Source organism: Streptomyces sp. CA-179760 (genome assembly GCF_050937045.1).
Classification (GTDB): Bacteria; Actinomycetota; Actinomycetes; order Streptomycetales; family Streptomycetaceae; genus Streptomyces.
In genome coordinates this window covers 5,631,731-5,644,176 of sequence record NZ_JBNJLZ010000001.1, presented here as the reverse complement: position 1 = coordinate 5,644,176, position 12,446 = coordinate 5,631,731, and the positions used below count along the sequence as shown (strand labels likewise).

Annotated in this window: 10 protein-coding genes and 1 pseudogene; 9 read left to right on the top strand and 2 right to left on the bottom strand. The window is 66.2% G+C overall.

Going from position 1 to position 12,446, the window contains the following annotated elements:
- The first annotated feature begins 186 nt into the window (after nt 1–186).
- From ACQEV8_RS25665 to ACQEV8_RS25630, 8 genes are all read left to right on the top strand, one after another.
- Nucleotides 187–858, top strand: coding sequence for a hypothetical protein (locus ACQEV8_RS25665; protein WP_432964449.1), 672 nt, complete (start codon nt 187–189; stop codon nt 856–858).
- Nucleotides 849–1,937, top strand: coding sequence for a hypothetical protein (locus tag ACQEV8_RS25660; RefSeq protein WP_432964446.1), 1,089 nt, complete (start codon nt 849–851; stop codon nt 1,935–1,937). Before ACQEV8_RS25665 ends, ACQEV8_RS25660 begins: the two co-directional genes overlap by 10 nt.
- Before the next feature lie 414 nt (nt 1,938–2,351).
- Complete coding sequence (locus ACQEV8_RS25655; RefSeq protein WP_432964443.1) at nt 2,352–2,666, top strand: hypothetical protein; 315 nt, start codon at nt 2,352–2,354, stop codon at nt 2,664–2,666.
- 3 nt (nt 2,667–2,669) lie between these two features.
- Complete coding sequence (locus ACQEV8_RS25650; RefSeq protein WP_432964440.1) at nt 2,670–3,971, top strand: putative T7SS-secreted protein; 1,302 nt, start codon at nt 2,670–2,672, stop codon at nt 3,969–3,971.
- Nucleotides 3,949–4,437: a hypothetical protein gene (locus tag ACQEV8_RS25645; protein ID WP_432964437.1), complete on the top strand. Its 489-nt coding sequence runs from the start codon at nt 3,949–3,951 to the stop codon at nt 4,435–4,437. Before ACQEV8_RS25650 ends, ACQEV8_RS25645 begins: the two co-directional genes overlap by 23 nt.
- Nucleotides 4,434–5,117, top strand: a complete 684-nt coding sequence (locus ACQEV8_RS25640; protein WP_432964434.1) for a hypothetical protein — start codon at nt 4,434–4,436, stop codon at nt 5,115–5,117. Before ACQEV8_RS25645 ends, ACQEV8_RS25640 begins: the two co-directional genes overlap by 4 nt.
- Complete coding sequence (locus tag ACQEV8_RS25635) at nt 5,114–5,467, top strand: hypothetical protein (protein WP_432964431.1); 354 nt, start codon at nt 5,114–5,116, stop codon at nt 5,465–5,467. Before ACQEV8_RS25640 ends, ACQEV8_RS25635 begins: the two co-directional genes overlap by 4 nt.
- Nucleotides 5,419–5,766, top strand: coding sequence for a hypothetical protein (locus ACQEV8_RS25630; protein WP_432964428.1), 348 nt, complete (start codon nt 5,419–5,421; stop codon nt 5,764–5,766). The genes ACQEV8_RS25635 and ACQEV8_RS25630 overlap by 49 nt, the downstream gene beginning before the upstream one ends.
- 302 nt (nt 5,767–6,068) lie before the next feature.
- Here ACQEV8_RS25630 and ACQEV8_RS25625 read toward each other — a convergent pair whose 3' ends face one another.
- Both ACQEV8_RS25625 and ACQEV8_RS25620 read right to left on the bottom strand, forming a co-directional pair.
- Nucleotides 6,069–6,542 carry a hypothetical protein gene (locus tag ACQEV8_RS25625; RefSeq protein WP_432964425.1) on the bottom strand — a complete coding sequence of 158 codons (474 nt, stop codon included), beginning with the start codon at nt 6,540–6,542 and terminating at the stop codon, nt 6,069–6,071.
- Nucleotides 6,543–7,092: 550 nt separating this feature from the next.
- A complete protein-coding gene (locus ACQEV8_RS25620) occupies nt 7,093–7,392 on the bottom strand; it encodes a WXG100 family type VII secretion target (RefSeq protein WP_432964422.1) in 300 nt (99 codons plus the stop codon).
- Between the two features lie 374 nt (nt 7,393–7,766).
- Between ACQEV8_RS25620 and ACQEV8_RS25615 the strand changes: the two are divergent.
- A pseudogene (locus ACQEV8_RS25615) lies at nt 7,767–12,427 on the top strand (FtsK/SpoIIIE domain-containing protein).
- Nucleotides 12,428–12,446: the final 19 nt, after the last annotated feature.

Below are 12,446 nucleotides of genomic sequence, written 5' to 3'. Positions count from 1 at the left end.
GCCGACGCCTGGCACCGCAGCGTCCGAGCATCACCTGTTTGGGCACGATCAGAACACGGCCACTCCAGGGGGCTCGATACGCACCGTTTGCCCCTGTTCTCACGGAAGTTCGCTCTGGTGAAACCGGAAACCTCACCGGTAGCGTCAGTGCCCATACTGAACTTCTGTCTCTCACGGGGAGCCACTGTGAAGCGCCGCCCATTGCCCGTTGCTGTCGCGTTGACGGCAACGGCAGCACTGCTGTTGACGGCCTGCGGTAGCGGGGACGACAAGTCCAGCGACAACGACAAGATCGCCGGCGCCGACCAGGGAGCGGGGACGCCGAAGGAGTCGGCATCCCCCTCGGGAGCACCGGCAGGGGAAAATCCGGACGGCGTGGACGTGTCACTGCCCAAGGACATGAACCTGGTCTTCGACTGGGCCAAGCCGAAGGACAAAAACGAGGCGGCTGCGATGGATGACGCCGCGAACTTCCTCCGCGCCATCTATCGCGGCGTCGACAAGCGCACCACGAAGGACGCGGCGGTGACGGCCTACAGCACCGGTGGTGGCTTGCACTACGCGCAGGTGCAGATCAACGAATGGATCAAGGGTGGCTGGACGGCTTACGGAACCCGCCGTCACTTCGATGCCACCACACGGTCTGCCCCGAACGGCAAATCCGTAGAGGTCGCGTTCTGCGCCGACACCAGCAAGTTCTACGGCAAAGAGGTCAAGACGGGGAAAGTCTTGAAGACTGACCCGAGCCCCAAGGACTTCGGCTACTACAGGATCGTCATGGTCAAGTTCCCTACGGGCAACGGCCTGTGGCAGGCATCCAAGGTGTTCGTCGAGACAGCTGCGGAGAAGTGCCAGTGAACAGGTCACGGCCCACAGGCTTCGGCACCACCACTGCCGCACTGGCCCTTGCGGTCAGCACGCTCGTCATCACCGCACCGAACGCCGTGGCGGAACCGGTGGACTACGACAAGGGACGCGAGGCGCAGGAGGGCGGTACGGACGAAACTGGCGTCTACGCCGCCGCCCGCATCCAGTACTCCGGCTCCGTCGCCAAGGGCGGCGGCACCGGAAACGTGACGTCCACGGACGTCAACTGGACACCCCCTCCCTGCTGGTACGCCCCCTACCTCGGCGCCAAGGACTTCAAGAAGGAGATGTCCAAGCACATCGACAGCCAGCTGAACACGCCCGGAATGAGCGGGACCGCGGGCTCGGCGCTCGGCGAGACCAAGCGCCACTACGAGGACGAGTTCGACATCCCCGGGAAACCCGGCTACAAGGACTACAACGTCGAGAACGACGGCAAAGGAATGTTCTGGGCCGGCGTCGAGAACCCCAACGAGCCGGACTACCTCAAGCGAACCTCCTGCACGGACCTCCCCTTCTGGGTCGAGAACGGCGATGCCCCACCGCCCCAGTACGAAGAGGCCATCACCCCAAAGATCCTCGCCGCTCTCGCCTACCAGCACATGGAACTCCCCGACACCAAGGTCACCCTCGCCCCCGAGACCAACACCAAGGTGAACCTGCCGACCTGGGCCTGGCTCGACAAGGCCGTCTTCGACGAGGTCCAGGCCACAGCCGCCCTCAACGTCCCCGGCTTCAACATCCAGGCCACCACCACCGCCAAGCCGGTATCCCTCAAACTGGAGCCGGGCACCGAGGACGCCGAGACCTACCCCGCCTCCGGCGAGTGCACCATCAACGCCGACGACTCCATCGGCGAGCCCTACGCCAAGGGCAAGGCCAACCAGACACCGCCGTGCGGCATCAAGTACCTCCGCTCCTCCGGCGACGGCACGTACAAGCTCCAGGCCACCATCACCTGGGAAATCACCTGGACCGGCACCGGCGGCGCCGGCGACGACCTCCCGAACGGCACCTTCGGCAACGACCAGGACATCACCGTCCAGGAGATCCAAGCCGTCAACAGGTGAAGACACTGAGCGTGAGGCAGAAGTACCGGCTGGCCCGGCGATTCCTCGACACCGTAAAACAACTGCTTCACCCGCGTGATCACTCGTGCTCGCCCGGCGCTGCGCAAGACGGCACTACCTCCGCACCGGCGCCACTCAACCGCCGCTCACAGATGTGAAGACCCCGTGGCCAGGCCGCGGCCACCAGCAGCCACGTCCGTACGATGGGACATCGATTCGGCAAGCTTCAACCGACTGGCCCCGGGGTGCACATTCCCACGAGTTGGACATGAGCATGCGGCACCAGAGGTTCGGGCTCTTATGGCACGACCGGCGCGGCGCCGTCAATCGTGACAACCAGCCTTTGTGCGGCTGTGGCAGTGAGGTGAGCCCAACCGGAGCATCCTGACCACGCAATTGTTAACGGAGGGGCCCATGGGGGAGCACGAACGCCTGGTAGTCGACTACAAACTTCTGGAGTCTTCGAAGACAAATCTGAGGAACATCAAGAAAGCCCTCGATGGCATCGACAAGCACCGCGCCGACGTCCATGACATCTGGGGCCATGACAGCATCGCCGGCAAGATGGACGAGTTCGTCAGCAACTGGGACAACTATCGGCGTGAACTCCTCGAAAACGTCGAGGACTTGAGTAAGCAAGTAGAGACCTCGCTCAAGAGCTTCGAGAAGCTGGACCTCGATCTCAAGAACGCGAGCGAGAAAAAGCGCGGAAAAAAAGGGGGAAATTAACCGATGGGTGCAGGTAAGGGCAGGCGCCGGCCGGTCGACTGGCATCCGCTGGCGGAGAAGGATCCGATTCCCGGCGATCCGGAGGACATTCGCGACGAGGTCCGCAGGATGAAGGACCTCGCCTCGACCCTCCGTGACCAGGCCGGCATCCTACGCAAGGCAGCGGACGGCGAAGCGCTGCAGGGCAAGTACGCCGACAAGATCCGCGAGAAGTCCGGCGACCTCGAAAAGCGCTTCCGCGAGACGGCGGGCCGCTACGAACGCGTGGTCGGCGACCTCGGCAGTTGGGCCAACGAACTGGAGGGCTTCCAGGAACGGGCCGACGGCGTCCTCCGAGCCGCGAAGAAGGCGGATGAGGAACATGCTGCCGAGGTGAAGAAGAAGGAAGCTGAGGCCAAGGACGGCAAGGACGGCGACAAGAAAGCGTCGGAGGAGTCCAACCCCAACAGCCACTTGGCGACGTACCACAAGCAACTCAACCAGGTTATCTCCGACCGCAACTCCCGCGCTCAACATTACGCCGAGAAAATCGACAAAGACATCTCGGACATCATTAAGGACAGCAAGTGGGAGGACTTCAAGGACTGGGTGCACGAGCACGCGGATACGATCAAAACCGTCGTTGAAATCCTGAGCTGGGCAGCGACCATCATCGGGGTTATTGCCCTCCTCTTCACGCCGGTCGGATGGCTGGCGACCCTCATCACGGTGACCACTCTCAGTCTCACGGCGCTCGTCGGCGTCGGGCACACGCTGCTGGCCCTCTCCGGTGACGGAAGCTGGGCGGACGTCGCCATGGACGTCTTCGCACTGGCGACACTGGGATTCGGCAGCATCGCGATGAAGGGCGTGAAGGCCGCATCGACAACGCTCAAAACCGCCAGCCGGGCGGGACGGTTCCAGCGATACTCGAATCTGCGCAAGTTGCTCGACAAGAACATCATGCGATACGGCACCGACTCTGCCCGCGGCGCGAAAGCAGTGCGCGCGAAGGATGCGCTGCGCCAGATCGGATCTAAGGAAACACGCCCCGGAACGACCCGACTGGACCGCCTGCTTAACGGCGAAGCAGAGGTCGCTAGCGCGAGCAAGTTCGCTAAGAGTATGCGCGCCGAGTTCGGCGGGAATCCAGATGTGGTGAAGGCAGTCGACGCAATGGACAAGGCCGCACTGAAGTTCAAGCTGAACTACGGAGCTGCCACCACAGTGGACGTGGGCGACAAGCTCGGAGAAAAGGGCCCCTACGGGGACCAGTACGGCGATGCCAAGGATGTCCTTACGCGTGAAGTCGGAAGCCGCTGGTAACCATTTCGGAGTGCGGATTGACCGGCAGCAACCGGGCAGAACAAAAATCAAAGCAAAATTCGAGGGAGTGGAGATAGTGGCGACAATCCCGGCAAAGAGCCCACAGGAATCGCGAGCCATGAGGCTCCTTGCTGCGTGCACACTGGTACCGATCCTCTGTTTCGCCTTCCAGGACCTCGGCAGCAAGTACGGCGGAATGGACTGGCTCACCTACGGGTACGCGGCATGGCCGTTGATGATCGCGCCTGTACTGATGCTGTTCCTGCTTGCCAGGAACCGAGACCTCATCCGTAACCCGCGGATGGGCGCCAACTTCTCCCAGACGATCAAAATCGTTGCCACTATGTACCTGATCTGGAACATCATCGGGGCCATCGGCTACAGCTGGATCGCCGTGATTTCGGTGCTCTCCTCCCTGACTATCCTGATCGCCGACCGACAGCTCAAGAAGCAGGCCCGCGCGTGAGCACGCCCGATACAGAACAACAGCCACCCGCTGTCGAGGTAACTGCGCCCCGCGGCTACGAGCTCGTCCTGCCACCCGGTTGGGTCCGCATCCCCCTGCGCGAGGGCACGAAGGAAGCGCTCGAGAACCTCCTCTTCTCACACATGGGGCGAGTCCCGGAGGGCATTCCGCGGGATGATGCGATGCGCTTCCGGCTGGACATGCGCCGCCAGTTGGAGAAGCAGGCCCGTGCAGCCAGGAGAAACGGCGGCCTTGACCTCTACCTTCCAGCGCTCCCGCGCGGAGGAATTTTCCTCATGGCCTCCTTCATCGTTGCCGAGATGCCGCTCGGTCAACACCATGCGGTTCCTCCACAGGCAGTGATCGCTCAACTGGCCGACGAGGAGGTCCCCGGCGGAACGGCGACAAAAGTTGACGTGGCAGGGGCACCAGCACTCCGCCGCGCCTACCGCTCCGCCCCTGACGAGGAAAAGCTGAATTCCGCCCCTGAGGCCGTCCAGCAAACCGCCCTGCCGACGCGGCGAGTCGAGTATGTGCTCCCCGTCGCAGGGGATCCCGGTCGCTGGATCAGCATCAACTTCTCCACACCAGGCGACGGCGATATCGAGAGTGAATTCACCGGCGTGCTGGTCGAGTTGTTTGACGCGGTGGTCGGCACGTTCAAATGGAGTTATGAGTGAGCTGGCTCAACGTCAAGCACGCCATGGAGCTGTCCCCTTGGATCCGCATCCCGCTCATGTGGCCGGAACCAGGTCTTGAGGACGTCGAGGAGGCGCAGACACCTGAGGCGTGGGCACGCTACTTCGCCGAGGGGCTCTGGGAGGATTTCGCGCCGGAGAAGCCGAAACCGGGCGAAGTCGACCTGCTGACCAACATCCTGTTGATGTACGCCATCCGGGCTCCTGCAGCCTTTCCGGACTTCGAGGTCTTCCTCCATCTCCCGCACCCCGGGAGATTCCGCTTCCTGTATATGTCGACCTGGTGGAGATCGAGGAGGGTGAAGACCGGAAAACGGCACTGCGTGAACTGACCCACGCCGATGCGAGCTACACCGTCGAGCCCCCCATCGTCGAGGACTTCGACTCCCCGCATCTGGGATCGGGCTTGCGGGTGCTGCGCTACTACCAGGACGAGGACAGCAACGAGGTGCACGTCGGCCTCCGTTACGCCTGGCGCTACGAAAAAAGTACGGAAGTCGCGGACGTACTGATCATTCTGGCCGATCCCGACGCAGGCCGGATCCTCCGGTCTCTCGACGATGTCGACGAATTCGCCCGCACGATCCGTATCAGCCCGGATGAGGAACCGGGTACCTGGAATTCCTCATGACACTGGCGGCTACATCGTGCGTGGGCGCCGAACTCGCCTTGGCTTACTGAAAGGGGAAATCTGCGGCATGACGGCTTCCGTGCTGGAATCGGAGTTCCTCGACGCACCGTCCGACGATTCGCACAGCAGACCCTCTGATGGACGCGGACGGCAATACAGTCGACCTGTGCCAGTACCACTTGGCCGCACCTCCGTCCGGTCGGGCTTCACGGCACTGAACGAAGACCACAGCCGCCAGCACCGATCCATCGTCCACGCTGTATGGAACGGCTCGGCGGCGTCATAGACGCCGCCAGGGCGTGCTACCGCAGACGCCCTGCCCGGCTCTTCCCCTTCCCCTTCTTCCGCAGCCTCCGCATCCGTTCCCGCTCCCAAGCCGCTTCTTCCTCGGCCCCTGCACTGATCCAGCGGAGGACGAGCCAGCCCACCAGGCCGGCACTGATGACGTAGGCCAGAAAGGCGCTGCCGGTACCGGGGATATAGGCACAGGCCTCCGAACGGCAGTTCTTGCCGGGCAGTCCGCTCAGCAGATAAAAGAGCGGCCCGAAGGCGGCTGCGCAGCAGGCCGCCGTACCCGCAGCGTGCAAGCCACGCGCCAGGATTGTCCGGCCTGAGGCTCCGGCCGCACACCGCAGGGCTCCGATCGCTCCGAGCACGGTGATCAGGCCCAACATGCCACCGACCGCCCAGGAACCACCGGGCAGCTCCCACAGCGTCGGTACCGTCTCACGCGCGAATCGCTTCCACAGCCCCATGACCAGCAGGAGCACTGCCATGCCGACCACCAGGCAGACAACCACCCCAGCGATCTCCAGGCCGTCTCGGGCCGCGAACCTACGGTTGGCTCCTGCGTCTTCGGCTGGCCTCCGCACCTGTCGTCCCTTCACGCTCTACTGCCCCCACGACGCCCCGCACGATCATCTACTCGTGTCACAGCACCCACCGCAGTGAGTTGCCCGCTCACGTGAGTACTGAAGAGCACCTTCCCTGCTCCCTCGTCACTCAGTTTCGACGACAGGGAAAAGAGTTGTGACCTGATGCCTACGGGCATGCGACGCGTAGCATCGAACCGCCTCGGCATCCACAACGAAGCCGGCGCCTGGCGCCGGATCGGCAAGATCCCGCAGCCATCCGCAGACGTACTGCAGGGGGCAACCCACGTCTCCGCTCTGCCACGCTGCCCCCGCTGGGCGGTTCTTGCTGCGTTGTCCTGGCGGCAACGCCGCGACGCGCCAGCCCCTCACCGACGGCTGACGAACCCCGACCGCACAGGCATCGGCCCGGTGCTCCCAGCATCCGCTGCCGCACCGGGCCGACGCCTCACGGCTACTTGCGAGCCTGCTTGGCGAGCTCCTCGTCGATCTGCTCGAACTTGTCCGCCGCCATGGTCAGGTAGTCCCCCATGCCGTCCAGACCGTCCAGCGTGGTCTTCGCGCCGTTCACGAACTCCTCGAAGTTCTCGTCGAACGCCTTGGACGAGCTCTTCGTGACGTAGCCGCCCTGCACGAGGTTGTTGATGTACTTCTTGAGGCCCTCGAGCTTCTCGTGGAGCCTTTCCTTCTCCTTCACGACATGCTTGGCAGCATCCCGCATGTCCTGATAAGTGACATCAAGGTCCTTGGCCATGAAGCCGCTCCCTCTCACAACGCCGCAGGGCCAACCCCCGTGGCTCCCTGTTCGCGGACTCATCGGCCCGTAGGCCGAGTTACTGATCGCACGTGGCAACCGGTGTGATCGTCCGCTCTTGCGTCTGCAGCTTACGGGTGTGGCCAGTGGTGCCACATCCCCCACCTGTGAACGAGACGTCATGAAGTCGTGCACGACGTTGCCATCGGGAACGTCTCGGCGCCTCCCCATTGCCTCACTGTCGTACCGAACGGATATCGTCCCTTACGACTGTGACCCGCGTGACTGAAGCGAACAGACAGCGAGCAGGCAGCGGACGCAGCGACAGAGACCACCGCGGCCACACCGGCCCAGTGGCACGGGGAGGACTAGTCGTGCGCCTGACTCTGACCGTCGTCGACCCGTACGGCGGTGGCACCGCCGACGTCGTGCTCGATGCCGATCCTGAGTCCACCGTGGGGGACATCGCGCAGGAGCTGGCAAAGCAGGTGGGGCACAGCGGGGCGCAGGTCATCCCGCTCGGGCAGCACCGGCACGCGCCGGCCAACAACGCGCCCCTCGTGTACGTGGACGGATACCCCGTCGATCCGCACGCCACCGTCGTCGGTTCGCCCCTGCGCGAGGGCGCCGTCGTCAGTCTTCAGGATCCGTCCGGGTGTCTGCCCGGTGAGCCCACCGGGCTCGTCGAGCTGCGGATCGTCGGCGGGCCTGCCGCCGGGTTCGTGCACCGGCTCGGGGTCGGGCGCTACGACATCGGCAGCGGGGCCGCCTCGTACGTCCGTATCGACGATCCCGAGGTCGACGCCCGGGCCCTCACCCTCTCCGTCGCCACCGACGGCACCTGCCAGGTCGCCGTGCACATGGACAAGGAGCACGTCGCCCTCGACGGCACCTCCCTCGCCGAGAGCGAGAAGGAAGAGCCCGGCGACAAGAAGAGCGAAAAGAAGAAGCAGAAGAAGCAGAAGGAGAAGCAGAAGGACGACAGCGGCGAGAAGAGGAAGGACGGGCCCGGCGAGTGGCCCCTCGGGGGCAGATCGCCCTCGGGAACACCCTGCTCGAACTCACCCGGTACACGCCCCCGAACGCCGCCCTCAAGTGGTCGGACGACGGAGTGGGCCTCGACTACAACCGCCCTCCGCGGCTGCGCCCGCCCGAGCGGCAGACCAACTTCCGGCTGCCGTCGCCGCCCCGCGAGTACGAGGCCCGGCCGCTGCCCTGGCTGATGGCCTTCACGCCGCTGGTCGGTGCCCTCGTCTCCGTGATGATCTTCCAGCGCTGGTACTACCTGATCATGGCGCTGCTGAGCCCGATCCTGCTCTTCGCGAACTACCACAACGACAAGAAGCACGGGCGTAAGTCCCACGCCAAGCAGGTCGAGGAGTACGAGGAGCAGAAGGAGCGGATCGAGAAGGACGCGCAGGACGCCCTCGTCGCCGAGCGGAACGACCGGCGGCATGCCATTCCCGACCCGGCGACCGTCCTTGCTCTCGGCACCGGGCCCCGGACCCGCCTCTGGGAGCGGCGGCGGACCGATCGCGATCATCTTCTCGTCCGTTTCGGGACCGGGCAGCTGCCCTCGGCCGTCGTGCTCGACGACCCCGAGCAGGACGACCACCGCCGCCAGGTGACCTGGAAGATCGAGGATGCCCCGGTCGCGCTGCGCCTGCGCACCCTCGGTGTGATCGGCATGGCCGGGCCCGGGGACTCCGCCCGGGCTCTCGGGCGGTGGGCCGTCGCGCAGACCGCGGCGCTGCACAGCCCGATGGACGTGCAGTTCTACGTGCTGAGCGAGAACGCCGCGCAGGAGTCCTGGGACTGGGTGCGCTGGCTGCCGCACGCCCGGCCGTCCGGCGGTCAGGATGTCAACGCGCTGATCGGGACCGACGCCGAGACCGTTGGTGCCCGTATCGGCGAGCTGACGCAGATCCTCGACGCGCGCAAGAAGGCCGCCGAGGAGAACAAGTCGCAGGCCGGTTCGAGCTTCAGCGATCCCGACATCGTCGTCGTGTGGGACGGGTCCCGGCGGCTGCGGTCGCTCCCCGGCGTCGTGCGGTTGCTGCGCGAGGGGCCCGCGGTGTCCATGTTCGCCATCTGCCTGGACGCCGAGGAGCGGTTCCTGCCCGGTGAGTGCCAGGCGTACGTCGTCGCCGAGCCGAAGGCCGAGGAGTACGAGCCCGCCCAGCAGGTCCAGCAGCAGTCCCAGCAGCAGGTGGCCGGTGGTTTCCCCTCCTTCCAGGCCTGGCACACCAACGATCAGCAGCCCCAGCAGGCCGGTCGCGCCGAGCAGTTGAGGCTGCGCGTCGAGGAGGCCGGTGCCGAGCGGCTGAAGGACGTACGGCCCGACTTCGTCTCCGCCGCCTGGTGTCTGCGGCTCGCCCGTTCGCTGTCGGCGCTGCGGGACATCAGCGGGGAGACCGAGGACTCGGCGCTTCCGGGTTCGAGCCGGCTGCTGGACGTGCTGCAGCTGGAGCCGCCGACGAGTGACGCGATCACGGCGCGGTGGCGGATGGGCGGGCAGTCGACGCTGGCCGTCATCGGTGAGTCGTACGACGGGGCGTTCGGGATCGACATCCGCAAGGACGGTCCGCACGGTCTCATCGCCGGTACGACGGGTTCCGGTAAGTCGGAGCTGCTGCAGACCATCGTGGCGGCGCTGGCCGTGGCGAACACGCCCGAGAACATGACCTTCGTGCTGGTCGACTACAAGGGTGGCGCGGCCTTCAAGGACTGTGTGCATCTGCCGCACACCGTCGGCATGGTGACCGACCTCGACGCGCACCTGGTGGAGCGGGCCCTGGAGTCGCTGGGTGCCGAGCTGCACCGGCGCGAGCACATCCTGGCCTCCGCCGACACCAAGGACATCGAGGACTATCAGGATCTGGTGCGCCGGGATCCCTCGAACCCGCCGGTGCCTCGCCTGCTCATCGTCATCGACGAGTTCGCGTCCATGGTGCGTGACCTGCCCGACTTCGTGACGGGGCTGGTGAACATCGCCCAGCGAGGCCGTTCGCTCGGTATCCATCTGCTGCTGGCGACCCAGCGGCCGTCCGGTGTCGTGTCGCCCGAGATCCGCGCCAACACCAACCTGCGTATCGCGCTGCGCGTGACGGACGGCGGTGAGTCGTCCGACGTCATCGACTCGCCCGAGGCCGGGCACATCTCCAAGAACACCCCGGGCCGCGCCTACGCCCGGCTCGGCCACGCCTCGCTGGTGCCCTTCCAGTCGGGACGTGTGGGTGGCCGTCGGCCCGGTGCGGCCGACCCTGCCGTGCTCATGCCCTGGGTGGGCCCGCTGACCTGGGAGGACCTGGGCCGGGCGGCGCTGGTCAAACCCAAGGCGGAGGCCCGTGAGGAAGAGGAGATCACCGACCTCAAGGTCCTCGTCGACACGATCCGGGATGCCAACAGCTCGCTCGGCATCCCGCCGCAGCACAGCCCGTGGCTGCCCGCGCTGGACGAGACGCTGCTGCTGGACGACGTCGAACTCCCCGCGTTCGCGGGCGGCCCCGGCAAGCTGCCGCCGGCCCCGTACGGCATCGAGGACCTGCCCGCCAGCCAGGCCCGGCGCCCGGTCGCCGTCGACTTCGCCTCCTTCGGCCATCTGATGATCGGCGGTGCCCCGCGCAGCGGCCGTTCCCAGGTGCTGCGCACCCTCGCGGGCTCGATCGCCCGTACACACTCGATCGCCGACGTGCACCTCTACGGCATCGACTGCGGCAACGGCGCGCTCAACGCCCTGACGCGGCTGCCGCACTGCGGCGCGGTCGTCGGCCGTAACCAGACCGAGCGGGTCGTACGGCTCGTCAACCGGCTCAAGGGCGAGATGGGCCGCCGCCAGGACCTGCTGGCGGACAAGGGCTTCGCGGACATCGGTGAGCAGCGGTCCTCGGTCGCCGAGGACGAGCGGCTGCCGCACATCGTCGTCCTGCTGGACCGCTGGGAGGGCTGGGTGCCCACGCTCGGCGAGATCGACCACGGTTCGCTCACGGACGAGTTGCAGACGATGATGCGCGAGGGCGCGAGCGTCGGCATCCACCTGGTGCTCACCGGTGACCGGACCCTGCTGGTCGGCCGTATCGCGACGCTCACCGAGGACAAGTACGGCCTGCGGCTCGCCGACCGCAGCGACTTCTCCGCGCTCGGCATCCCGGCCCGCAAGGTGCCCGAGGAGATCCCGCCGGGCCGTGCCTTCCGCAACGAGTTCGGTACGGAGACGCAGTTCGCGCTGCTCGCGGAGGACACGACCGGTCAGGGGCAGGCGGCCGCGCTGGCGGCGATCGGCGAGGCGGCCGCGGCCCGCGACGCCGAGGTGCCCCGTGCGCGCCGGCCGTTCCGCGTGGACAGCCTGCCCAGCCGTATCTCCTTCCCGGAGGCCTGGGAGATGCGCGACCCGGACGCGTCCCGCTCGCGTCTGTGGGGCCTGGTCGGCATCGGCGGCGACGAGATCGTCGGCTTCGGCCCGGACCTCGCTCAGGGCGTGCCGTCGTTCGTCGTCGCGGGTCCGGCCAAGTCGGGCCGTTCGACGGTGATGGTGAACTTCGCGCACTCGTTCCTGGCTCAGGGCACGCGTCTGGTCATCGCGGCGCCACGCCAGTCGCCGCTCCGTCAGCTCGACGGCTCGGACGGTGTGCTGAAGGTCTTCACCGGCGACGACATCGACGAGGACGAGTTCGAGGAACTCATCGACCAGGCGTCCCTGGAGGAGCCGATCGCCGTCCTCATCGACGACGGGGAGCTCCTGGAGGACTGCGACGCCGAGAGCCAGATGAAGAAGCTGGTCTCCCGCGGCGCCGAACGCGGCCTCGCCCTGGTCATCGCCGGTGACGAGGAGGACGTGTGCAGCGGCTTCTCCGGCTGGCAGGTCGACGCGAAGAAGGCCCGCCGCGGCATCCTCCTCTCCCCGCAGGAGTCCTCCAGTGGCGACCTCATCGGCGTACGCCTGAACCGCGGCATGGTCGGCGGCCAGGTCGCCCCGGGCAAGGGCATGCTGCACCTCGGGGACGGGGAGCTGCGGACCGTCGTCATCCCGGGGTGAGGTGTTGAGCGGGGTCGGC

Bases quoted from the DNA above. Each gene is read 5' to 3' on its own strand.
- ACQEV8_RS25655 (WP_432964443.1), top strand. From the start codon at position 2,352: ATGGGGGAGCACGAACGCCTGGTAGTCGACTACAAACTTCTGGAGTCT.
- ACQEV8_RS25625 (WP_432964425.1), bottom strand. From the start codon at position 6,542: ATGGCAGTGCTCCTGCTGGTCATGGGGCTGTGGAAGCGATTCGCGCGT.
- ACQEV8_RS25650 (WP_432964440.1), top strand. From the start codon at position 2,670: ATGGGTGCAGGTAAGGGCAGGCGCCGGCCGGTCGACTGGCATCCGCTG.
- ACQEV8_RS25620 (WP_432964422.1), bottom strand. From the start codon at position 7,392: ATGGCCAAGGACCTTGATGTCACTTATCAGGACATGCGGGATGCTGCC.